Origin of the sequence: Mycobacterium sp. 3519A (assembly GCF_900240945.1) — a bacterium.
Classification (GTDB): Bacteria; Actinomycetota; Actinomycetes; order Mycobacteriales; family Mycobacteriaceae; genus Mycobacterium.
In genome coordinates this window covers 261,175-282,791 of the sequence record NZ_OESG01000012.1, presented here as the reverse complement: position 1 = coordinate 282,791, position 21,617 = coordinate 261,175, and the positions used below count along the sequence as shown (strand labels likewise).

Here is a 21,617-nt window from a genome sequence, read left to right as displayed (position 1 = left end):
GCCGCCCGCTGGCCGAAAGTAGGGAACATGACGGATGTCATGTTCCCTACTTCGGGAACGAATCGGCCACCGGTGTGTTGCACCGGGCATGTTCGGCGTCATGCTGTACCCCGACGAACCGATAGACGTGCTGGTCGAGCGAATCGTCTGGCTCGAAAGTCTCGGTTTCGATCAGGTGTTCCTTCCCGATCACAGCGCCAACCTGAAGGACCGCCGAGCGCCGTGGTTCGACAGCTGGCCGTGCTCGCGGCGGGCGCGATGAACACGTCGCGCATCAGGCTTGGCGTCCTGGTCGCCAACCAGATCCTGCGCGCCCCAGCGCAATTGGCCAAGCAGGACCTGTGCAAACCCCGAGGCTGCCGATCACCGTCGGTGGGCAGTCGCCGACAGTGATTCGCGTCGCCGCGCAGTGCGCCGATGTCTGGAACACCCATGGCAGGCCGGGCGCGTCGGCCGATGAAGTCCTCGCCACCACCGCAGCACAGTCGCAGACCATTGACGTCGTCGCCGCAAGGGCCGGCCGGGAGCCCGCGTCGATACGCCGCTCCTACACGCTGTTCGGTCCGTGGGACCCGCCCGCGGGGCGTTACACCTACGAAGAGGTGTTCGCGAGCTTCGCGGCGATCGGTATCGATGACTTCGTCCTGGACTGGCCGGATGACGCAGACCTGGACTCTTTTGAAATCATGGCCCGCGACGTACTAAACTAGAACACGTTTCAGTTTCGCGACCGCCCCACCCGAGGAGCAGGCATGCACACCCCCATCTGCGACGAGCTCGGCATCGAGTTCCCGATCTTCGCGTTCACCCATTGCCGTGACGTCGTCGTCGCCGTCAGCAAGGCCGGCGGATTCGGGGTGCTCGGCGCGGTCGGCTTCACACCGGAACAGCTCGAGATCGAGCTGAAGTGGATCGACGAGAACATCGGCGATCACCCGTACGGCGTGGACATCGTGATCCCGAACAAGTACGAGGGCATGGACTCCGCCGACATGGATCCCGAGGTGCTGAAGAAGACGCTGAACGACCTGGTTCCGCAGGAGCACATCGACTTCGCCAAGAAGATCCTCGCCGACCACGGGGTGCCCGTCGAACACAGCGACGACGATGCGCTGCAACTGCTGGGCTGGACGGAGGCGACCGCGACCCCGCAGGTCGAGGTCGCGTTGGGCCATCCGAAGTGCACGCTGATCGCCAATGCGCTCGGCACGCCGCCCGCCGACATGATCAAGCACATCCACGACACCGGCCGTAAGGTCGCGGCGCTGTGCGGTTCGCCGTCGCAGGCCCGAAAGCACGCCGACGCCGGCGTCGACATCATCATCGCGCAGGGCGGCGAGGCGGGCGGCCACTGCGGCGACATCGGCTCCATCGTGTTGTGGCCGCAGGTCGTCAAGGAGGTCGCGCCGAAACCCGTGCTCGCCGCGGGCGGCATCGGCAGCGGCCAGCAGATCGCCGCGGCGCTGGCGCTCGGCGCACAGGGCGCGTGGACCGGATCGCAGTGGGTGATGGTCGAGGAGTCCGAGCACACCGACGTCCAGCATGCCGCCTACGCGAAGGCCACCAGCAAGGACACCGTCCGCAGTCGGTCGTTCACCGGCAAGCCGGCCCGGATGCTGCGCAACGACTGGACCGAGGCGTGGGAGGACCCGAACAACCCGAAGCCGCTCGGCATGCCGCTGCAGTACATGGTGTCCGGGATGGCCGTCGCGGCCACGCACAAGTACCCGAACGAGAGCGTCGACGTCGCGTTCAACCCGATCGGCCAGGTGGTCGGTCAGTTCACCAAGGTGGAGAAGTCCGCGGCGGTGATCGAGCGCTGGGTGCAGGAGTACCTCGAGGCGACCAACACGCTGAACGAACTCAACGAGGCTGCGTCTGTTTGATCGCCTCCGCGTCGGCCGGCTTCCTGCTGGCCGTGTTGTGGATGGACCTGATCTTCGACAGTCAGGTCCTCCGGCACCGCGGCGCCGACGTCTTGCCTGAAACCGTGATTGCGTCGGTCAGCAGTTATTACCGTCGCGCCACCACGCGGCCGATGAGCCTGCTCATCGCGGTCGTCATGCTGATTTTGTTGGGCGCGTTGGGGTTTCACTGGATGACCGGGGGTGAGCCGGTATGGCTGATGGTCGCGCTCACCGTGTTGGCGGGGGTGCCGATCATGCTGGCATTGACCCGCACCGTGCCGAACGCCGTTCGACTCGGAGCCGGCGCCGCGAGCCAACGTGAGCTGACCCGGCTGGCGCGCGCGATCTGTCTGGATCACGTGGTCTGTCTGGTCCTCATGTCGGCGTTTCTCGCGTTCTGGGTGAGCGTCTGACCCGCGGTGCGCCAAGCATTGGTTGTTCGGTGTCGATGCCGAAGACCTCGAACGCATCGAGGCCAAGATCGACGACATCAAGGACCGGTTGGGGCTGCCCACTCCCCCGCCCGGCTGACCGAAACCGCCCGCAGGGGGTCTGGTGGCGCGCCGACCCATTATGTAAGGTGTCATACATAGCCAGGTCGGACGAAGGGATCCCGGCATGCCCAGCCCCCGCGAGCGGATGGTCATCTCGGCCGCGCTGCTGATCCGGGAACGCGGGGCGCAAGCCACGGCGATCGCCGACGTGCTGGAGCACAGCGGTGCGCCGCGTGGTTCGGCGTATCACTACTTCCCCGGCGGACGCACGCAATTGCTCTGCGAGGCAATCGATTACGCAGCCGACTACATCGCCGCCAAGATCACCGATGCCGAATCCGGGCTACACGCGCTCGACGTCCTCGTCGAGTACTACCGCAAGCAACTGCTTCGCTCCGACTACCGCGCCGGTTGTCCGGTCGTCGCCGTGACGGTGGAGGCGGGCGACCCGGCGAAACCGGACGAGGCGTCAGCCGTGATCGACCGCGCCGCGGCCGCCTTCACCCGGTGGACCGGCCTGATCGCCCAGCGACTCTCGTCGGAGGGCACCTCAGCCGAGCAGGCCGCCGAACTGGCGATGCTGATCACCGCCTCGATCGAGGGTGCGATCGTCGTCGCCCGCGCGTCCCGCGACGTCAAACCCCTCGACCTCGTCCACAACCATTTGCGCGACCTGATTTCGGCCGCGACGTCGGAAAGGAAATCCCGTGAGCGCTGAGTGGCAGGCCACCGCGTGCATCCTCTGTGAGTGCAACTGCGGAATCGTCGTGCAACTGGACGACCGGAAGTTCGCCAAGATCCGCGGCGACAAGAGCCATCCCGCCTCGCAGGGCTACACCTGCAACAAGGCGCTGCGGTTGGACCACTATCAGAACAGCGGCAACCGGTTGACCTCCCCGATGCGCAGGCGGCCGGATGGCAGCTATGAGGAAATCGACTGGGATACAGCGATTTCCGAGATCGCAGCGGGATTCAAGCGCATCGCCGACAGCTACGGCGGCGACAAGATCTTCTACTACGGCGGCGGCGGGCAGGGTAATCATCTCGGCGGCGCATACAGCGGCGCCTTCCTCGGCGCGCTCGGTTCGCATTATCGTTCCAACGCGCTGGCGCAGGAGAAGACCGGAGAAGCGTGGGTGGACGCGCACCTCTACGGCGGTCATACCCGCGGCGAGTTCGAACATGCCGAGGTTTCGGTGTTCGTCGGCAAGAACCCGTGGATGTCGCAGAGTTTCCCGCGGGCCCGCACCGTGCTCAACGAGATCGCCAAGGATCCTGCTCGCGCGATGATCGTGATCGACCCGGTGCTCACCGACACCGCGAAGATGGCCGACATCCACCTGCGGGTGCGACCGGGCACCGATGCGTGGTGCCTCGCCGCGCTGGCCGCCGTGCTCGAGCAGGAAAACCTCTGTGACGAAACATTTCTCGCCGAACACGTCAACGGCGTCCAGCCCGTACGTGCCGCACTGCGCGACGTACCGATCGCGGATTACGCCGCGCGATGCGGCGTCGACGAGGAACTGATCCGCACCGCGGCGCGGCGCATCGCCGGCGCCGAAAGCGTGTCCGTGTTCGAGGATCTCGGCATCCAGCAGGCGCCCAACAGCACGCTGAGCTCGTATCTGAACAAGTTGCTGTGGATATTGACCGGCAACTTCGCCAAACGCGGTGGGCAACATCTGCATTCGTGGTTCGGACCGCTGTTCCGTCACACCCGTGGCGTCGGCCGCACCCCGGTGACCGGTGCGCCGATCGTCGGCGGCCTGATCCCCAGCAATTCAGTGCCGCAGGAGATCCTCACCGATCACCCGGACCGGTTCCGCGCGATGGTCGTGGAAAGCAGCAATCCGGCACACTCCCTTGCCGATTCGGCCGCATGCCGCAAGGCGTTCGAATCACTCGAGCTGATGGTGGTCATCGACGTCGCGATGACCGAGACCGCGCGGTTGGCCAGCTATGTGCTGCCTGCGGCCAGTCAGTACGAAAAGTGCGAGGCGACGTTCTTTAACCTGGAGTTCCCGCACAACACATTCCACCTTCGGCATCGGCTGCTCGAACCGCTCGAGGGCACGCTGCCCGAACCCGAGATCTGGGCGCGACTGATGCGCGCGCTCGGCGTCGTCGATGAGGCGGAGCTGCAGCCGCTGCGCGATGCGGCCGAACAGGGGTTGGCCGCCTACGCGCAGGCGTTCGTCGCCGCGGTCGCCGCCAATCCGCTGTTCGCCAAGGTGCTGCCGTTCGTCCTGTACGAAACGCTCGGGCCGACACTGCCCGACGGGCTCGCAGGCGCCGCGGCGCTGTGGGGTCTGGCGCAGAAGGCCGCAATGAAGTATCCGGACGCGGTTGCGCGTGCGGGCCACGCGGACGGCAATGCGCTGTTCGAGGCGATCCTCGCGGGTCGGTCCGGTGTGACGTTCACCGCGCACGAATACGACGACGACTGGCGGTTGGTGGCGCACGACGATCACAAGATCGCGCTGGACATGCCGGAGATGCTCGACGAGATGCGCCGACTGGCCGATGCGCCGACGGCGTTCACCTCACCCGAGTTCCCCATCGTGCTGTCCGCAGGCGAGCGGCGGGCCTACACGGCCAACGACATCCTGCGTGACCCGGCCTGGCGCAAGCGCGATGCCGACGGCGCACTGCGGGTCAGCGTCGAGGACGCGCAGATGCTCGGCCTGACCGACGGGGGCCGCGCGCGGATCACCACGGCCGCGGGCAGCGCCGAGGCGAGCGTGGAGATCAGCGAGGCGATGCTGCCCGGCCACGCGTCGCTACCGAACGGGTTCGGCGTGGATTACATCGACGCCGACGGTCGCGCGACAATCCCTGGGGTGGCGCCGAATTCGCTCACCTCATCGGAGTGGCGCGACGCGTTCGCGGGGACGCCATGGCACAAGCACGTCCCGGCGCGCATCGAGGCTGTGGCCACTGCGGCGATCGGCTAGGTCAGCAGTCGCTGCGTCGCTCGCTTCAGCACCTGCCCTCGGCTGCGGCCAGCGTGGTCGGCGGCGATGAAATGGCTGCCGATGGCGAGCGAGAAGGCCAGCAGGCTGCGAGCTTCCACGTCGTCGGGATCGTCACTGAACGTGCCGATCATCGTTCGCAGGTAAGCCATTCGGTTGTTGTCGACGCGGCGCAGGCGTTTGGCCACCGAGCGGTCACGTCTGGCCCAGTCGCGCACCGCGAGATCGATCGGCAGTAGGTCGGCCGAGAACGTCAGCATGCCCGCCCTGCGCACCTTCGTTCGGGCGTCGCCTCCCTCGGCCTCCACACGCGTGAGCACTTCGTCGGTGCTGGCGTGCTCCCACGCGTCGAGCAGCGCGTCCAGGAACACCTGACGGCTGGCGAAATGCCAGTAGAAGCCGCCCCTGGTGACGCCGAGCGATTTCGCCAGCAGGTCCACCCGAACCGCGTCCGGTCCGCCGGAGGCGAGCGCCTGCAGTCCGGCGTCGATCCACGCACTGCGCGGTGTGCGGGTCTGGGCGACCATCACGTCTCACTTTCGACAGGGCTTGACGCCGATCCGTCGTCAAGCATACAGTACTGTATGTTTGGTTCAGCGCACCTCGACACGACCGAACACACCTCGCGGCCGTGGCGAATTCACGCCATTGCCAGTGATTTCCGTGTTCTCGACGTGTGGGCTCTGCCCACGCCCGGCGGCCGGGGCGATTTCCCTCGCCTGGTGCATTTGATGGCCACTTTCGATCCCGCACGCACCTCGACGGTGGTGCGTGGATTGTTCGCCGTCCGATGGACGCTCGGCCGACTGTTCGGTCTCGACGGTCAGGATTCGGGTCTCGGGACCAGGGTGCCCAGCCTGCGCGACCGCGTGCCAGCCGAAATAGCCAACACCTCAGTGCATTTCGATACAGACGCGTTCACGCCGCTCTACGTCGCCGACGACGAGTTCGCCCTCGAGATCGCGAACCGGACCGTGCACGGTGTCCTGCACGTCGGCTGGGTGTCCGACGGTGCGGGCGGCCACCGCGGCCAGATGGCGATCCTGGTGAAACCGAACGGGGTCCTGGGCACGGCGTACCTGGTGGCGATCGCGCCGTTTCGGCATTTCATCGTCTATCCGCTGATGCTGCGTGACGTCGGGCGCGCGTGGCACATGGCAATGGAGGTCAACCGATGACCACTGATGTGCGTCAAATCGACGTCCCCCCAACGGTGCTGGCGTTGAGCACGCTGCCCCGCATCGACTACAGCGACGCCTTCGTCTTCGACCACAGCGGGGACGACAGCCCGGAGGACCTGATGCGCGGCGTCCTGGAGGGCGCGCCGCCCGCCGTTCGCGCCCAGCTGTTGTCCGGCTGGTCGGCCATCGGGTTGAAGGTGGCAGGCGGGTCGGACGGTTCGGTGCTCGGCTGGCAGGTCCGGCGATCGACGCCGGAGCATGTGCTCCTCGGCGCCGACTCGCGCATCGGAATGCCCGGCGAACTGCTGCTCAAGAAAGACGACGGTGCGCTGATCTTCTCGACCTTGGTGGCGCAGCGGAACCTGCTCGCGCGTGCAGTGTGGGCGGTCACGGAACCAGTGCACGTACGCGTGGTCCGCGATCTCCTCGCTCAGGCAGCCCAGCGACTGCGCGCCTGAATCAGGGCGCGGGCGGCGGCGGCGGCGCCAACCACGGGAACAGCGGCGGTGGTGCTGGTTCCGGTTCAGGCGCGGGCGCGGGCGGCGCCGCGTCGGCCGGTGCCAGCGGCGGGGTCGGATTCACCGGCATTCCGGCGGGCGGGACGGGAGTGGCGTTCATCGGCCGCTGCGTCAGCAGCAGCAGCGCGTCGCGCCCGGTGATCTCCTGGGTTTGATAGGCGTGCCACAGGTCGCGCAGATACGACCCGCGGTTCTGATTCGGGTCGGGCGTATCGGTGGTGCCCGGCGGCAGGTTCTCCGGGCTCGACAGATGCTGCGTGCCGTCCGGAGGCGTCGGCAGGGCGCCCGCCGCGGCCTGGACGGTGCCGTCGGGCGCAGGCCCGGGAGGCGGTGCGGGGGTCGGGATCGCCGGGTCGACGGGTGCGGGCCCAGGGAGTGGGACAGGATCGGCAAACGCCTGCGGCGCGCCAAGTGTCAATGCCATTCCGAGCGCTGTCGACGCAATGGTGAGCGCCATCGTCTCGCTGCTGATCCTCACCCGAGGCCCCCTTCCCGTGAGCGCGTTGAGCCGGTGCTACAGGGTGCTTCCGTTTGGCCGACAAAATTGTTACACCTGGGATAGCTGTGACCAAGGGAGTTAATGGATATTTTAGGCTCGGGAACGCGTTTCACTCGGAGATTGCCGTAACCGCCCGCACCGCCCCCCAACTGTGGTGTAGCAATGCGATAGAGCACTAGACAACGTCATCGAGGAGTGCATTTATGCCGTCCCCGGACCTCCCCCCCGGCTTCGACTTCACCGACCCCGACATCTACGCCGAGCGGCTGCCCATCGAGGAGTTGGCGCACATGCGCAAGGTGGCCCCGATTTGGTGGCAGAAGCAGGAGAGAGGCAATCTCGCATTCGGCGACGAGGGCTACTGGGTGGTGACCAAGCACAAGGACGTCAAGGAGATCTCCCGCCGCAGCGACGTCTTCTCAAGCAACAAGAAGACCGCGCTGCCGCGGTATCGCGACGAGGCCGATCCCGCGTCGTTGGAGGCGGGCAAGGTGGTGCTGCTCAACCAGGACGCCCCGCATCACACGCACCTGCGCAAGATCGTCTCGCGGGCATTCACTCCGCGGGCCATCGAATCACTGCGCGAAGAGCTGCGCGTGCGGGCGCACGATATCGTCAAGCGCGCCGCGGCCGAGGGGTCGGGTGATTTCGTCGAACAGGTGTCGTGTGAGCTGCCGCTGCAGGCGATCGCCGGTCTGATGGGCGTTCCCCAGGAGGACCGGATGAAGCTGTTCGACTGGTCGAATCAGATGGTCGGCGACCAGGACCCCGAATACGCCAGAAACGATCCGACGGCCGCCTCCGTCGAGCTCATCATGTACGGCATGCAGATGGCCGCGGAACGCGGCAAGAACCCCGGCGACGACCTGGTGACCAAACTGGTTCAGGCCGACGTCGAGGGCCACAAGCTCACCGACGACGAGTTCGGCTTCTTCGTGATCCTGCTCGCGGTCGCGGGCAACGAGACCACGCGCAACTCCATCACCCAGGGCATGATGGCGTTCACCGAATTCCCGGACCAGTGGGAGCTTTTCAAGGCCCAGCGCCCAGCCACCGCGGCCGACGAGATCGTCCGGTGGGCGACGCCGGTGACCTCATTCCAACGCACCGCGCTCGAGGACACCGAGCTGTCCGGAGTGCAGATCAAGAAGGGTGATCGGGTGGTGATGTTCTACCGCTCGGCGAATTTCGACGAGGACGTGTTCGACGATCCGTACACGTTCGACATTCTGCGAGACCCCAACCCGCACGTGGGGTTTGGCGGTACCGGCGCGCACTACTGCATCGGCGCCAACCTCGCGCGGATGACGATCGACCTGATCTTCAACGCGATCGCCGACGAAATGCCCAACCTGACGCCGATCTCCCCGCCGGAGCGGCTGCGTTCCGGCTGGCTCAACGGGATCAAGCACTGGCAGGTCGACTACACCGGGAACAGTCGGGCCGCGAGCTAGCCGTTGGGTAGTCGATGATCGAGCGCCAGTAGTCCTCGGGTACCTCGGCGCCCGACCGCAGCACGATCGCAAGGCCCGTGGCCATCGCGATGCCGAGCAGGCCGAGCCACAGCCCGGCCAGGCCGATGAGCACCCAGCACACCGCGGTCAGCATCGGCCACGGGGACAGCACGGCGAGCACAGGCGCGAAGAAGAACCCGGCGCCGATGTACCACGACGACCCCGCGCGGTCCGAGATCAGCACGAAACGCAGCCACCGGGGAATGTTCTGCTCGGTCCTCATGCTCACACGGTCCCGCCCGTAGGTAAGCAGTGCAATTACCTGACAGGTAGTGGCCGCGGTTTCGCACGGTACGCGACACTGGGCGCGTGACCACCCTCGTCCAGAGCCCGCCGTTCGGCTCGCTGATGCGTCAATGGCGGCAGCGCCGCCGGCTGTCCCAACTCGATCTCGCCATCGAGGCCGACGTCTCGGCCCGGCACGTCAGCTTCATCGAGACGGGCCGCTCGGCACCCAGCCGGGAGATGGTGCTGCGGCTGGCCGACGTGCTCGACGTGCCGCCGCGCGAGCAGAACCAACTGCTGATGGCCGCGGGCCTGGCACCGGTCTACCGCGAACGGTCGTTGGACGATCCCGACATGGCGGCCGTACGAGACGGCGTCGAGCGGGTCCTCAACGCCTACAACCCTTTTCCGTGTGTGGTGGTGGACAGGGGTTGGCAGATCGTGCACGCCAACGCCGGCGCCGCGGTGCTGCTCGACGGTGTCGCGCCGCACCTGTTGGAGCGGCCGAACGCGCTGCGCATCGCCGTGCATCCCGAGGGCCTGGCGCCGCGTATCCGCAACCTCGGGCAGTGGCGTCATCACCTGATCGACCGGTTGCGGCGTGAGGCCGCGGTCAGCGGCTCGGCCGAGTTGGCCGCGCTTCTCGCCGAGATCGAGTCCTACCCAGGCGGTTTGGCGGAAACGCGCGACCTCGGCGGTGTCGCGGTGCCGCTGGAGTTGTACGCCAAGGACGGGCAGGTGCTGACGTTCCTGAGCACCGTGACGACGTTCGGCACCGCGCTGGATCTGACCGCCGCCGAACTGAGCATCGAGGCGTTTCTTCCCGCGGACGAAATGACCGCCGCGGCGCTGCGCGGGTAATAGAGTCAGGCGGCATGCAGACCCGACACATGATGGTGACCGCGGCGGCGCTCGTGGTGGCGCTCGCCGGTTGCGGTGGGCAGCCGGCCGCGCTCGGCGGTACCACCGCGAAGGTGACTATTGACGGCAGGGACACCGGAAACCCGCACGCGGTGACGTGTTCACAGACGGGGTGGGCATGGACCATCGAAACCCCGCAGAAAGACAAGAGTTTCACCGCGGTCATCGGCACCGGAGACGAGGTCACCGTCAAATCGGTCGATTTCAAGGACTTTGGCGGGTTCTCAGGTACGTCTTGGGGCGACATCGGCAAGGCCGAGGTGACCGGGGTCGGTGGCAAGTACACGATCACCGGATCTGCGGACGGCAGCTTCAGCGACAACCCGGGCAAGGAAGTGACCGCGACCTTCAGGATCGAAGCCTCCTGCTGAGCACGTCGAGCGCGGCGGTGCACCAGTCGATGTTGGCCTGTTCGTACATGCGCCCGCCCATGAGCGTCAGATACGGGCCGATGCGTTCGGCGTCGAATTCGAAATCGTCGGCGTCACGGCCGTCGAGCATGTCGACGAGTAGCCGGTCGTAGCGGGCCAGCTTCACGCGCGCCCGGTCCAGGCGGGCCGTCAGCTGCGCGGCGACCGTATCCGCATCGCCGACATCGACGGCTTGGAGCTTGACCAACAATTCGTCGCGCATCGCCACCGGCTTGGCGGGCGTGCCGGTGAAGTCCGCCAGCTCCGCGCGGCCCGCCGCCGTGAGGGTGAACACCCGCTTGTCGGGTCTGCGCTGCTGGCGCACCAGGCGCGCCTCGACGAGCCCGTCGGCTTGGAGTCGGTCGAGTTCGCGATACAGCTGCTGGGGCGTCGCCGACCAGAAGTTGGCGACCGACACGTCGAAACGCTTGGCGAGCTGATAACCCGACGCCTCGCCCTCCAACAGCGCGGCCAGCACGGCGTGGCGCAATGCCATCTGGACAGCCTCCCCAGCACCGGTTAGTGTAATTTGCACCTATTCAACTAATTGACTATTGAGGTGGTCAAGTGGTGCACCCATTCCGTCGCGCCATCGAAGCGCGCGATATCGACGCGGCCGTCGCTCTGATGCGCGATGACGTGGTGTTTCGCAGCCCCGCCGTGTACAAGCCGTACCACGGGGCCGACGCGGTGCGCCGCATCCTGGAAGCCGTGATCGCAGTGTTCGAGGACTTCCGCTACGTCCGCGAGATCGGTGCAGAGGACGCACGCGACCACGCGCTGGTCTTCGAGGCCAGGGTCGGCGACAAGCAGATCGAAGGATGCGACTTCATCCGCCTCGACGAGCACGGCGCGATCAGCGAGTTCACGGTGATGGTCCGGCCGATGTCGGGGCTGCTCGCACTGGCCGAGGCGATGAAGGTACAGCTCTCGCGCGTGTAGCGTTCGCCCGAGCTGGGCAACTGGTAAGACCACTTGACCTCTGGCCTGTCTGGCTGGCAAGCTGCGGACATGGCCCTGCAACCGGTGAACCGCCGCTCGGTGCCCGAGGACGTCTTCGAGCAGATCGTCACCGAGGTGCTCAGCGGCGAAATGCAACCCGGCGAGGCACTGCCGAGCGAGCGCAGGCTGGCCGAGGTGCTCGGGGTGTCGCGCCCCGCCGTGCGCGAGGCACTGAAGCGGCTGACCGCCGCAGGCCTGGTGGAAGTGCGGCAGGGCGACGCCACCACCGTGCGTGACTTCCGCAGACACGCCGGACTCGACCTGCTCCCCCGGCTGCTGATCCGCGCAGGCGAACTCGACCTGTCCGTCGTGCGCAGCATCCTGGAAACCCGACTTCACAACGGGCCCAAGGTCGCCGAGTTGGCGGCGGCGCGTCGCCCGCAGGAACTCGCGGGGCTTCTCGACGACGTGCTGGCAAAGTTGGCGGACGAGAAGGATCCCGTCGAGCAACAGCGTCTGGCGCTGACGTTCTGGGACCACATCGTCGACGGCGCGGACTCGATCGCGTTCCGGTTGATGTACAACACGTTGCGCGCGACGTACGAGCCCGCGCTCGCGGCGCTGGCCACCGTGATGGCGGACGAGGTCGGCCGACCCGACGCCTACCGCGAACTCGTCGACGCGATCGCCGCGGGCGATCCGCCGCGCGCGCGCACGGCCGCACAGGACCTGCTCGAACCCGCCACCACGGTGCTGCTGAGCGTTATCGACAATCTGAAGGAGCAGCGATGACCACCTCGACCGACCGGCCCACCCGCAGAGGCTTCACCCTCGCCGATGCCGGCCGCGAGTTCTGGAAACACCCGTCCCCCTGGATGATCGGCGTCGTCTTCGTCGCGACGTTGACCGCGCGGATCGTCGTCGGCGACTGGCAGGTCAGCGACGTGTTGGTGCCCCTGGTGATGGTCGCGCTGTTTCCGTTCTTCGAGTGGATCATTCACGTGTTCATCCTGCACTGGCGGCCGAAGCGGGTCGGCAGGCTGACCGTCGATCCGCTGCTCGCCCGCGAACACCGGGCCCACCACATGGAGCCACGCAACGTCCCACTGATCTTCATCCCGTGGAAATCGCTTGTGTCGTGGGTGCTTCCGCTCACCGTCGCCGTCGCACTGCTGGCGTTCCCGCGCCTCGGCATGGGACTGACCTACCTCGTGTTCATCGCCGCGATGGGGCTGGTCTACGAATGGACCCATTACCTCATCCACAGCGACTACAAACCGAAAACCGCTGTGTATCGGGCGGTTTGGCGTAATCACCGCAATCACCACTTCAAGAACGAGCACTACTGGTTCACGGTGACCAGTTCGGGCACCGCCGACCGGGTGCTCGGCACCTACCCCGACATCGCCACCGTCGCGACATCACCGACCGCGAAGAACCTGCACGCCGATGTCGCGTAGCGCTACTGGACGATGATCGGGTCCCCGATGTTCACCGTGTTGTAGTACCACGCGGCATTGTCGGGGCTGAGGTTGATGCAACCGTGGCTGACGTTCGAATTGCCCTGTGACGCCACCGACCACGGCGCGGAATGGACATAGACGCCGCCCCACGTGACGCGAACGGCATTGTTGACGGTCAGCTTGTAACCCTCGGGATCCGACAACGGAATGCCGATGGTGCGCGAATCCATGATGACGACGGACTGCTTCTCCAGCGCCGAGAAGGTGCCCTTCGGCGTCGGGAACTTCGGCTTGCCCATGGATGCGGGCATCTGCCGCGCCACCTGGCCGTCGATGCTGACGGTGAACGTGTGCGCGTTGACGTCCGCGACGCCGACTGTCGTAGTACCGGTCTCGAAGGATGTCTTCGCGCCGCCCGCGGTCACCATGATGGTCGAGTGAGCGGGCCAGAACCCCGACGGATTCCATTGCACGACACGATCATTGAGCCAACTGAAGGAACCGGCGGGAGTCGCGGGAGAGCTGAACGAAATGGTGCGTTCGGCGCCTGCACGGTCGGCGATCGACTGGGCGAACGTCACCGTCACCGGCATCGCCACGCCGACCTTCTGGCCGGACGCGGGGGTGATGCTCACGACGTCAGTGGGCGTGGTGACGCTCGCCGCACCGGTGGTGACGGATTCGGCGAGGGCGATTGCTGCAATCCCCAACACGACAAGCAGATTACGAACGGCTCTACGCACTTTCACAATTCCTCCGTGGTGGACACCTCAGCAAGCTTCCATCCTAGTTGGCCGCCGTCGAATCCCCGGGAAGCTGCAAGTCAGGCCCGGTTCGCATGTCGCGTCAACGCACAAGGGCTACGGCGCGGTTGATGCCAAGCAGTGTGTAACCGAGTGCGAGCACACCGCAGGCGAGCACACAGATGTTCACGACCACCGACGCCGTACCGATGCTTCCCGGGTCGAGGAAGTAGTACGGCGCACGCCTGCCCACGTGGTTCAGCACGAGCAGCGCCAGCACCAGATATGCCGTCGGATAGACCAACCACGCCACCGGTTGCCACCACCGGACCTGCGCCTGATCCCGGCCGACCAACAGCCAATCGGTCAGGGCCAGCACGGGAACGACGACATGCAACAGCAAGTTCGCCGGCGTGTAACCCATGCTGCGTTCGGTCAGGAACAGATTCCAGATGACGCCCGCGATCAACACGTAGAGCACCACCGCGCCGCGCAGTCCCACCCTGGCGTCCGCGCGCGGCCACGCGAGCGACCACACGTAGTACCCGGCGGCGAGCACATTGGCTTGATAGGTGAACGTGCTGAGTCGCCACAGCAGACCCGACCGCGTTGACGTCGCCACCACGACCAGGGCGAGAGCCACTGCCACCACGATGGCGACGCGCAGCGTCACCCGAAGCACCTGCACGTCTGCGAGAGTATCCGCGCGGATCAGGCGGGCGGGAGCACCGGCGGGGCGTCCGGCGACGGCGGAACCGCCGCCGGATCGGCGGGCGGCGCAACGTCCGGAGGGGGCGGCACCGGCGGGGCCGCATGCTCCGGCGGCAAAGGCCCGTCGGCGGGCGGCGCGGGCACAGCCGCGGGATCGGGTGGCACACCGTCGGCCGGGGGCGTGTCCGGCACGGGCGCGGGTGCCTCCGGGAGGCTGACGGGTGTCTCGCTGTAGACCGGCGGTGGGTCCTCCGCGGGCGGCGCCTCCGGCGGTTCGGGCTGCGGGGGCACCTCTTCGACGACCGGTGCGGGCGGCGCGACGGCGACCGGCGCCTGGTACCGCGTGACGTCCGCCGGCGTCTCCTGGGTGACCTTGGCTGCGGGCCGTGGTTCCGCCGTGGCGTTGTCCCGCTTGGGAACCAGCTGCAGGCTGACCGCGACCGATGCGGAGACCGTGAACGTCAGCACCCCGGCCACCAATAACGCCAGCGGGCCCGCCTGGCCGAGCTGCCGGCGACGGGGCTGCGCAGCGGGCTGCTCGCCGAAGTGGTGGGCATCGTCGAGGTGGCTGAAGTCGACGTTCTGCGCGGAGGCCAGCGCCGCGCCCCGCGCGAGAGCGAGTTGCGCTTCTGCCGGCGCGAACACCGGTACAGCCAGCGCTTCCTCGAGGACGGGCATCAACTCGTCATCGCCACCGGAGCCGACCATGACCAGCGCCTCGGGCTGCCAGTCGGCCCGGGCGAACAGGCTGCTCAACCAGCGGATGAGGTCGTCCTCGCTGACGATCCTGCGATTGACCGACGTCTGCACCGCGCCGTCGCGCAGGTGCACGATCAACGTGATCACGGTTTCGGGCTCGAGCACGCACACCGCGGTGGTGCCGAAACCGATGACCTCTGCGATGCCGCGGGCCAACGCCTCGGTGGCCTCGGGCAGCCGGACCGGCACCACGTTGTCGAACCCCGAGTCGGTCAACGACTTCAGCAACAGCGAGGCCTCGGCGTTGGCGTCGTCGCTCCAGGTCACCCCGATCGAGTGCAGCCGATGACCGGACGTGAGCGCGATCGCCTCACTGCGCCGCACCGCGGCCGTCGCCTGTCGAGAGGTCTGGACGGCGTCGCACCGGCCCCGGAATCCCACCTCGAACGCATTGCGGTCCATCGTGGCGCCGTCGGCGTCCTGCCCTTCGACAAGGACCAGGCCGACGGCGGACGGCGTTACCGATAAGCCGAGTACGGCGTCCACTCACACCCCTTCGGACGTCCACCTGTCGGGGTGACACTACCTGCACCCGGCGCCGCAGGCTCATCGGGCGTTGCGCGACCGCCGGTTGCGCGAAAATCGAAATGTGCTGTGCCCCAAGAAAGTCCTGCGCATCCCATCGTGGTCTATTTGCCGACGAAACGATTGACGCGATCCGCCACGTGCCGTCCGAGGGGGCCAACCTCTTCGGCGTCGAGTTGTGGGAGCGCTTCCCCTTCTACGGAATGCTCACCATCCTCGGCTACTACCGGGCGGCTGGATCGCCGACCGGTTGCTCGGCATGGAACGCACCGTGTTCTACGGCGGCGTGGTCGTGCCCGCGGTGTACTCGGACGAACGGATGAACTGGTCGACCTTCGGATGGACCGCACCGTCGAACTGGATCGGATCCATCGAACCGTCTGGATCATCGCGCTGTCACCACTTTTCGCGATCATGTGGACGCGACTGGGTAACCGGGCGCCGACCACGCCGCGTAAGTTCGCCTACGGCGTGATCGGGGCGGGTCTGGCCTTCCTGATGTTTCTGCTCGTCGTCGGCATCATGGCGGTCTTCTCGGTCGGCCTCGGCACCTCGATGTCAGGCGTGCTGGCCCGGTACTACGATCCCGCGCACGAATTCGCCTACTTCGGAATCATCGGCGCCGTAGCAATTTTGGTCGGTGTAGTGGCCTTCGCCATCGCGCCGTGGATCAGCCGACTGATTCAGGGCGTGCACTAGCGGCGGCGTGGCCAAAGCGTGATCTGACCGAAACCGCAATCGCCCTTCGCCGAGGTCAGCATGGGAATCGGATCGCGGAGGAGGTTGACCGATGTCGATAGCTGCACCGATTGACGCGATAGACATCGGCGACCCGCCGCGGGCCGACGCCGTCGAACACGGCGTGGTGGCGGTGCGCAACTACGGATTCGGCCGTTCGGAGGCCGCCTGCTCCTGCGGGTGGGCGGGCCGGCGCCGGTACCTCAAGGCCGCCGCGGAACAGGACGCGTGGATGCACTCTGTGCACCAGCGGTGCGATATCGCTGTGCCCCTGGTGATTCCGTTCCCGGCAGCCTGAGTCAGCCCGCCAGGATCTCCCTCAGCATCTGCGGTTCGATGTTGCCGCCGGACAGCACGATCACGGTGCGACCGGCCGGCGTCGCGCCCTTTCGGTAGGCCGCCAACGCCACCGCACCGCTGGGTTCGGCCACCAGATGCGCGCGATGCGCGAGTTCACGCACGGCATCGCGAATCTCGTTCTCCGACACCGTGATCAGATCGTCGAGCACCTTCTGCAGGTGTGCGAACGTCAACTCGGACGGTTGTGACCGAAGGCCGTCGGCGATGGTCCGGTTCCTATCCTCGATGGTCCAGTCCACCCGGTGCCCGGCGCGAAGGGACTCGGCGGCGTCGGCCGCCAACTCCGGTTCGACGCCGAACACCCGGGCATCGGGACAGAGCGCCTTGATCGCGGTGCCGATGCCCGACGCCAGTCCCCCGCCGCTGACCGGAACGATCACGTTGTCGACGGCGGGCAGATCCTCGGCGATCTCGAGGCCGATGGTGCCCTGCCCGGCGATGACGTCCGGATGGTCGAACGGCGGCACCAGCACCCCGCCGGTGCGCTCGAGGACCTCTTCGGCCACCTTCTCGCGCTGGCCCGCACCGCACAACACCACCTCGGCGCCGTGGCTGCGGGTGGCCGCCACCTTGATGTCGGGTGTCTCCGCCGGCATCACAATGTGCGCGGGCACGCCGTAGACCGCCGCCGCGTACGCCACCGCCTGCGCGTGGTTGCCGCTCGAATATGCGACCACGCCGCGGGTCCGCACGGATTCGTCGAGGTGCCCGATCGCGTTGAACGCGCCGCGGACCTTGAACGCGCCGATCGACTGCAGGTTCTCGGGCTTGATCCACAACGGGCGGTCGTCATCGGCCCAGCCCGCGGGCACCAACGGCGTGCGAAGGATGTAGGGGCGGACCAGTTCGGCGGCGGCGCGAATGTCGTCGATGGTTACCAGCTGCACCGGACCAGTCTGCCCGATCGGCTGATCATGACCTGGTCGCGGTGAAGCTGCTGCTGGCCGCCGACTCGGAGTCGACGTGGAAACCCCTGCCCGCCAGCAGCCGACGGAAGAACTCGGCGCTGACCTTCGCCGGCAGCCGCACGCCGTATTGCCGGGAGAACACCCGGCCCTGCGGCAGCACCACCGCCGCCGGGCCGCCGGGTGGCGGGGTGAAGGTGATGGTGGTGCCGTCGGCTGAAACCGACGAATACTCGTAATCCAGTAGCGATGCCCAGCCCCCGCCGCTTCGGACCGATACCGAACCGTCGGGATGAACCTGAAACTCCATGCCCCGCTTGACGAATGGTGCCAAGTTGACGAACAGCAGCAGCAGGCCGGGAATCAACAGGATGAACAATGCGTAGGCGTGCGTCTTCTCCAGTTCGGCGTCATAGGTCGGAGCGATCATCTCGGCGATCCAGCCCTCGATGAAGACGCCGATGTCCGTGAACACCTCACCGACCGTGGCCCGTCCGGTCGACACGTCGTAGATCGCGGCCATCGCACCGGCGATCCCGCCAAGGGTGAGCAGCCCGCCGAACAACACCAACCCCCAACTGGTTCGGGACACGAACGCGCCGAGCAGATGAGTCGGCTCGCGCAGTTCGTACTTCGGTCCGCCAAGCGGTTTCGCCATACACCAGATGCTGATCGCGATCGCGGCGATCAGTGCCAGCCACTCCAGAGGCGAGAAGTACACGCTCTGCGAGTTGAAGACCGCAAGGCCGAGAAACGTCAGCCACGCGATCCACCGCAAGGCCCGCTGCCACCACGTGATCCGGCGCTCAACGGTGTCCTCCGGCTGCCGCCGCGGCTGGCGCCCATCGGTGGCCGGGGTCGGCGCCTGCCAACGGTCGCTGCCGGTCACGCGAAGATGGTAGCGTCGCCAACCACAACGGATGGGCGCTACAGCAAACCTTCTCATGTGAGGCCGTGACGGTGTACTCGTACCCGGTGGTGCCGCGCTACGCGGAAATCGACCAGCAGGGCGTGGTGTTCAACGGCCACTACCTCACCTGGTTTGACGAGGCGTGCGCCGGCTTTCTCGAACACCTCGGTGTCACCTACCCGGGACTGATCCGCTCCGGACACGACATTCAGGTCGTGCACAGCGACATCGATTATCTGGCAGGGGTTCGCTGGGGCGATGCGGTGCGCGTTGCCGTGCACTGTGAGCGGATCGGAACCACCAGTTTCACGCTCGGATTCACCGTGTTGCGGAGCACCGGCGAGGCGGCCGAACACACCGCTGTCCGCGGACGCAACACCTACGTGGTGGTGTCGACGGACGACTGGGCCAAGCGGCCGATCCCCGACAGGCTGCGCGACGCGTTGGCCAAACCCTTGCAGGTGTGAGCGGTACGGTTTTGGCATGGGCCACGATCACGATCACCAACGCGAGCTACCGCCCGGCATGGCCGAGCAACTCGAGTTGGCTTACGCCGGGATGGTGTCCTTCGGGCACCGCCCGTTCCTCACCGAGGTCGGGCAGTTGGAGTCGTGGCGACCCGACGTCGCGATCGTCGGCGCACCGTTCGACATCTCCACCACGAACCGGCCAGGCGCCCGGTTCGGGCCGCGCGCGATCCGCGCCACCGCCTATGAACCGGGCACCTACCATCTCGACCTCGGGTTGGAGATCTTCGACTGGCTCGAGGTCGTCGACTTCGGCGACGCGTACTGCCCACACGGCCAAACCGAGGTGTCGCACAACAACATTCGCGAGCGCGTCCATGCAGTCGCGTCGCGGGGCGTCGTTCCGGTGATCCTCGGCGGCGACCACTCGATCACATGGCCGGCCGCCACCGCGGTCGCCGACGTGCACGGGTACGGCAACGTCGGGATCGTGCACTTCGACGCGCACGCCGACACCGCCGACCAGATCGAAGGCAACCTGGCCAGCCACGGCACCCCGATGCGCAGGCTGATCGAGTCAGGTGCAGTGCCGGGCACCCACTTCGTCCAGGTCGGCCTGCGCGGATACTGGCCACCGCAGGACACCTTCGAGTGGATGCTCGAACAGGGCATGACGTGGCACACCATGCAGGAGATCTGGGACCGCGGATTCAAAGCGGTGATGCGCGACGCGGTCAGCGAGGCGCTCGCCAAAGCCGACAAGCTCTACGTGTCCGTGGACATCGACGTACTCGACCCGGCGCACGCCCCCGGCACCGGCACCCCCGAACCCGGCGGCATCACGAGCGCCGACCTGCTGAGGATGGTGCGCCAACTCTGCTACGAGCACGACGTCGCGGGCGTCGACGTGGTCGAGGTGGCGCCCGCCTACGACCACGCGGAACTGACGGTCAACGCCGCGCACCGCGTGGTGTTCGAAGCGCTCGCAGGCATGGCCGCGCGCCGCCGTGACGCCGCTTCGGCGAAACCCGGACCGCCGGCAAGGTAGATCTCGTGGACCTGCTAGATCGGCTCCGCGTCGACGTGCCGGTCGCGCAGGCGGGAATGGGCGGTGGGCTCGCCGGCCCCGAGTTGGCCGCGGCGGTGGCTGCCGCCGGAGGCCTTGGAACGCTCGGCCTGTTGCCACCCGCGCAGTTGCGCACCGCCATCAGCGACGTGCGCGACGCCGTCCCCGACCGCGCAGTGGCGGTCAACCTGTTGATGCCGTTCGTCCGCCGCAAGCACGTCGAGGTGTGCATCCAATCGCGAATCGACGTGGCCGTCATCGCGTTTGGGATGGACCGCAATCTGGTCCAGCGACTCTCCGAACAAGGCGTGTTCGTATTCGTCATGGTCGGCACCGAGGAGGAAGCGCAGCGGGCGTGCAGTTGCGGCGCCAACGGTCTGATCGCCCAGGGTGGCGAGGCAGGCGGGCATCTCTCCGGGACAACCCCCGCGCTGGACTTCCTGCCCCGCGCGCTCGCGGTGGCTCGGGGAAGGCCGGTGCTGCTGGCGGGCGGTGTGGCGACCGCCGAGGACACCCGTGCGGCGATGGCCGCCGGGGCCGCAGGGGTGGTGGCTGGCACCAGGTTCCTGCTGACCGACGAGTCCCGCGCGCATCCGGCGTATCAACGCCGAATCCTGAATGCGGACAAGACGATTCGGACGACGCTGTTCGGAATGGGCTGGCCGCTGGCGCACCGTGTGGTGGCCAACGCGGCGACCGAGCGGTGGTGTCGCGGCGACGGGCGGGCCCGGTTGCTGCCGCGAATGATCAACGCGGGCAGCGGCAAGCTCGCCAGGTTCCCTGACCGGGCGGTCGGGTCGGTGCTGCGCATGCAGACGCGAATACTGCCGTTCTTCTCCCCCATCACTCCGACGGTCGACATGCCGGAATCGGTGGTCGACCACACGGCCCTGTACGCCGGTGACAGCGTGCTGAGGATGACATCCGTCATATCCGCGCAGAAGGCGGTGACGGAGTTGGCGCCCAAGTGAACAATGAACCTATGAACGGAGTCCTGTTCTTCGACGGGGCCTGCGGCATGTGCACGCGGTCGGTCTACTTTCTCGTCAGGCACGACAGGACAGGCAACGTCGTGACCGAGCCGTTGCAGAGCCCTGGCGTGGCCGCGCGACTGGGAATTAGAGATGACGAGGTGCTGCAGGCGATGCGGTGGCTGGACGACTCCGGCGCCGTCTACGCCGGCGCTGAGGCGTGGGCCGCAGCCTGGTCGGTCGCGCTCGGCACCCACCTGCCGCTGCTGATCTACCGCACCCCAGGTATCCGGTTCGTCCAGGACGCGGTGTACCGCTGGGTAGCCAGTCACCGCTACCGCTTCCGTGGCACGACGCCGTACTGCCAGTCGCATCCCGTTGCCTGCTGACAGCCCGGAAACGGTTGTCCGCCAGTC

Annotated in this window: 29 protein-coding genes and 1 pseudogene; 20 read left to right on the top strand and 10 right to left on the bottom strand. The window is 67.0% G+C overall.

Annotated elements, in window-relative coordinates; translation table 11 throughout:
• Positions 1-46: 46 nt before the first annotated feature.
• Complete coding sequence (locus C1A30_RS35525) at positions 47-193, bottom strand: hypothetical protein (protein WP_160112682.1); 147 nt, start codon at positions 191-193, stop codon at positions 47-49.
• Positions 194-222: 29 nt separating this feature from the next.
• On the opposite strand from C1A30_RS35525, the gene C1A30_RS35520 reads away from it, so the two are divergent.
• From C1A30_RS35520 to C1A30_RS03555, 6 genes are all read left to right on the top strand, one after another.
• Positions 223-393, top strand: coding sequence for a hypothetical protein (locus C1A30_RS35520; protein WP_160112681.1), 171 nt, complete (start codon positions 223-225; stop codon positions 391-393).
• A complete protein-coding gene (locus C1A30_RS03575; RefSeq protein WP_160112680.1) occupies positions 342-710 on the top strand; it encodes an LLM class flavin-dependent oxidoreductase in 369 nt (122 codons plus the stop codon). Before C1A30_RS35520 ends, C1A30_RS03575 begins: the two co-directional genes overlap by 52 nt.
• 42 nt (positions 711-752) lie before the next feature.
• Complete coding sequence (locus tag C1A30_RS03570) at positions 753-1,886, top strand: nitronate monooxygenase (RefSeq protein ID WP_101946890.1); 1,134 nt, start codon at positions 753-755, stop codon at positions 1,884-1,886.
• The gene (locus C1A30_RS03565; RefSeq protein WP_235009635.1) at positions 1,883-2,320 is read left to right on the top strand and encodes a hypothetical protein; all 438 of its coding nucleotides are present in this window, start codon (positions 1,883-1,885) and stop codon (positions 2,318-2,320) included. Before C1A30_RS03570 ends, C1A30_RS03565 begins: the two co-directional genes overlap by 4 nt.
• A gap of 205 nt (positions 2,321-2,525) precedes the next feature.
• On the top strand, positions 2,526-3,119 hold the full coding sequence (locus C1A30_RS03560; protein WP_101946889.1) for a TetR/AcrR family transcriptional regulator: 594 nt from the start codon (positions 2,526-2,528) through the stop codon (positions 3,117-3,119).
• Positions 3,109-5,355, top strand: coding sequence for a molybdopterin-dependent oxidoreductase (locus C1A30_RS03555; RefSeq protein WP_101946888.1), 2,247 nt, complete (start codon positions 3,109-3,111; stop codon positions 5,353-5,355). Before C1A30_RS03560 ends, C1A30_RS03555 begins: the two co-directional genes overlap by 11 nt.
• Here the strand turns inward: C1A30_RS03555 and C1A30_RS03550 are convergent.
• Complete coding sequence (locus C1A30_RS03550) at positions 5,352-5,900, bottom strand: TetR/AcrR family transcriptional regulator (protein ID WP_101946887.1); 549 nt, start codon at positions 5,898-5,900, stop codon at positions 5,352-5,354. The two genes, C1A30_RS03555 and C1A30_RS03550, sit on opposite strands and share 4 nt — an antisense overlap.
• A gap of 57 nt (positions 5,901-5,957) precedes the next feature.
• Here C1A30_RS03550 and C1A30_RS03545 point away from each other — a divergent pair, with 57 nt between their 5' ends.
• Positions 5,958-6,551: a DUF2867 domain-containing protein gene (locus C1A30_RS03545; RefSeq protein ID WP_101946886.1), complete on the top strand. Its 594-nt coding sequence runs from the start codon at positions 5,958-5,960 to the stop codon at positions 6,549-6,551.
• Entirely contained in the window at positions 6,548-7,012 is a 465-nt protein-coding gene (locus C1A30_RS03540) for a DUF2867 domain-containing protein (protein WP_142392535.1), read from the top strand. The genes C1A30_RS03545 and C1A30_RS03540 overlap by 4 nt, the downstream gene beginning before the upstream one ends.
• 1 nt (position 7,013) lies before the next feature.
• Here the strand turns inward: C1A30_RS03540 and C1A30_RS03535 are convergent, their stop codons facing one another.
• Positions 7,014-7,550 carry a hypothetical protein gene (locus tag C1A30_RS03535; RefSeq protein ID WP_235009634.1) on the bottom strand — a complete coding sequence of 179 codons (537 nt, stop codon included), beginning with the start codon at positions 7,548-7,550 and terminating at the stop codon, positions 7,014-7,016.
• A 224-nt stretch (positions 7,551-7,774) separates the two neighbouring features.
• Here C1A30_RS03535 and C1A30_RS03530 point away from each other — a divergent pair, with 224 nt between their 5' ends.
• A complete protein-coding gene (locus C1A30_RS03530; RefSeq protein WP_101946884.1) occupies positions 7,775-9,025 on the top strand; it encodes a cytochrome P450 in 1,251 nt (416 codons plus the stop codon).
• On the opposite strand, the gene C1A30_RS03525 is transcribed toward C1A30_RS03530, so the two are convergent.
• Positions 8,976-9,308, bottom strand: a complete 333-nt coding sequence (locus C1A30_RS03525; RefSeq protein ID WP_101946883.1) for a hypothetical protein — start codon at positions 9,306-9,308, stop codon at positions 8,976-8,978. The genes C1A30_RS03530 and C1A30_RS03525 overlap by 50 nt on opposite strands.
• 125 nt (positions 9,309-9,433) lie before the next feature.
• On the opposite strand from C1A30_RS03525, the gene C1A30_RS03520 reads away from it, so the two are divergent.
• Together C1A30_RS03520 and C1A30_RS03515 are read left to right on the top strand one after the other, a co-directional pair.
• On the top strand, positions 9,434-10,171 hold the full coding sequence (locus C1A30_RS03520) for a helix-turn-helix domain-containing protein (RefSeq protein WP_101947603.1): 738 nt from the start codon (positions 9,434-9,436) through the stop codon (positions 10,169-10,171).
• 14 nt (positions 10,172-10,185) lie between these two features.
• Entirely contained in the window at positions 10,186-10,602 is a 417-nt protein-coding gene (locus C1A30_RS03515; protein WP_101946882.1) for a lipoprotein LpqH, read from the top strand.
• Here C1A30_RS03515 and C1A30_RS03510 read toward each other — a convergent pair.
• On the bottom strand, positions 10,580-11,137 hold the full coding sequence (locus C1A30_RS03510) for a PadR family transcriptional regulator (protein WP_101946881.1): 558 nt from the start codon (positions 11,135-11,137) through the stop codon (positions 10,580-10,582). The genes C1A30_RS03515 and C1A30_RS03510 overlap by 23 nt on opposite strands.
• Before the next feature lie 71 nt (positions 11,138-11,208).
• On the opposite strand from C1A30_RS03510, the gene C1A30_RS03505 reads away from it, so the two are divergent.
• From C1A30_RS03505 to C1A30_RS03495, 3 genes are all read left to right on the top strand, one after another.
• Positions 11,209-11,583, top strand: a complete 375-nt coding sequence (locus C1A30_RS03505) for a nuclear transport factor 2 family protein (RefSeq protein WP_101946880.1) — start codon at positions 11,209-11,211, stop codon at positions 11,581-11,583.
• A gap of 69 nt (positions 11,584-11,652) precedes the next feature.
• Positions 11,653-12,375: a FadR/GntR family transcriptional regulator gene (locus C1A30_RS03500; RefSeq protein WP_101946879.1), complete on the top strand. Its 723-nt coding sequence runs from the start codon at positions 11,653-11,655 to the stop codon at positions 12,373-12,375.
• A complete protein-coding gene (locus tag C1A30_RS03495) occupies positions 12,372-13,043 on the top strand; it encodes a sterol desaturase family protein (RefSeq protein ID WP_101946878.1) in 672 nt (223 codons plus the stop codon). Before C1A30_RS03500 ends, C1A30_RS03495 begins: the two co-directional genes overlap by 4 nt.
• Positions 13,044-13,045: 2 nt before the next feature.
• Here the strand turns inward: C1A30_RS03495 and C1A30_RS03490 are convergent, their stop codons facing one another.
• The 3 genes from C1A30_RS03490 to C1A30_RS03480 form a co-directional block, all read right to left on the bottom strand.
• Positions 13,046-13,768: a L,D-transpeptidase gene (locus C1A30_RS03490; protein ID WP_304442186.1), complete on the bottom strand. Its 723-nt coding sequence runs from the start codon at positions 13,766-13,768 to the stop codon at positions 13,046-13,048.
• A gap of 124 nt (positions 13,769-13,892) precedes the next feature.
• Complete coding sequence (locus C1A30_RS03485) at positions 13,893-14,477, bottom strand: Pr6Pr family membrane protein (protein ID WP_235009633.1); 585 nt, start codon at positions 14,475-14,477, stop codon at positions 13,893-13,895.
• A gap of 23 nt (positions 14,478-14,500) precedes the next feature.
• Entirely contained in the window at positions 14,501-15,745 is a 1,245-nt protein-coding gene (locus C1A30_RS03480; RefSeq protein WP_101946875.1) for a hypothetical protein, read from the bottom strand.
• 331 nt (positions 15,746-16,076) lie between these two features.
• Between C1A30_RS03480 and C1A30_RS03475 the strand changes: the two are divergent.
• Both C1A30_RS03475 and C1A30_RS03470 read left to right on the top strand, forming a co-directional pair.
• Positions 16,077-16,483: pseudogene (locus C1A30_RS03475) on the top strand (MFS transporter); the annotation flags it as partial.
• Between the two features lie 91 nt (positions 16,484-16,574).
• Complete coding sequence (locus tag C1A30_RS03470; protein WP_101946874.1) at positions 16,575-16,820, top strand: hypothetical protein; 246 nt, start codon at positions 16,575-16,577, stop codon at positions 16,818-16,820.
• Position 16,821: 1 nt separating this feature from the next.
• On the opposite strand, the gene C1A30_RS03465 is transcribed toward C1A30_RS03470, so the two are convergent.
• Positions 16,822-17,769, bottom strand: a complete 948-nt coding sequence (locus tag C1A30_RS03465; RefSeq protein WP_101946873.1) for a threonine/serine dehydratase — start codon at positions 17,767-17,769, stop codon at positions 16,822-16,824.
• Between the two features lie 25 nt (positions 17,770-17,794).
• On the bottom strand, positions 17,795-18,676 hold the full coding sequence (locus tag C1A30_RS03460) for a hypothetical protein (RefSeq protein ID WP_101946872.1): 882 nt from the start codon (positions 18,674-18,676) through the stop codon (positions 17,795-17,797).
• A 65-nt stretch (positions 18,677-18,741) separates the two neighbouring features.
• On the opposite strand from C1A30_RS03460, the gene C1A30_RS03455 reads away from it, so the two are divergent.
• Genes C1A30_RS03455 through C1A30_RS03440 form a run of 4 tightly spaced genes read left to right on the top strand, consistent with a single transcriptional unit; the run spans position 18,742 to position 21,590 of the window.
• The gene (locus C1A30_RS03455; RefSeq protein WP_101946871.1) at positions 18,742-19,164 is read left to right on the top strand and encodes a thioesterase family protein; all 423 of its coding nucleotides are present in this window, start codon (positions 18,742-18,744) and stop codon (positions 19,162-19,164) included.
• Positions 19,165-19,180: 16 nt separating this feature from the next.
• Positions 19,181-20,212: an agmatinase gene (gene speB, locus C1A30_RS03450; protein ID WP_101946870.1), complete on the top strand. Its 1,032-nt coding sequence runs from the start codon at positions 19,181-19,183 to the stop codon at positions 20,210-20,212.
• A 5-nt stretch (positions 20,213-20,217) separates the two neighbouring features.
• Positions 20,218-21,201, top strand: coding sequence for a nitronate monooxygenase family protein (locus tag C1A30_RS03445; RefSeq protein ID WP_101946869.1), 984 nt, complete (start codon positions 20,218-20,220; stop codon positions 21,199-21,201).
• An 11-nt stretch (positions 21,202-21,212) separates the two neighbouring features.
• Positions 21,213-21,590: a thiol-disulfide oxidoreductase DCC family protein gene (locus tag C1A30_RS03440; RefSeq protein ID WP_101946868.1), complete on the top strand. Its 378-nt coding sequence runs from the start codon at positions 21,213-21,215 to the stop codon at positions 21,588-21,590.
• Positions 21,591-21,617: the final 27 nt, after the last annotated feature.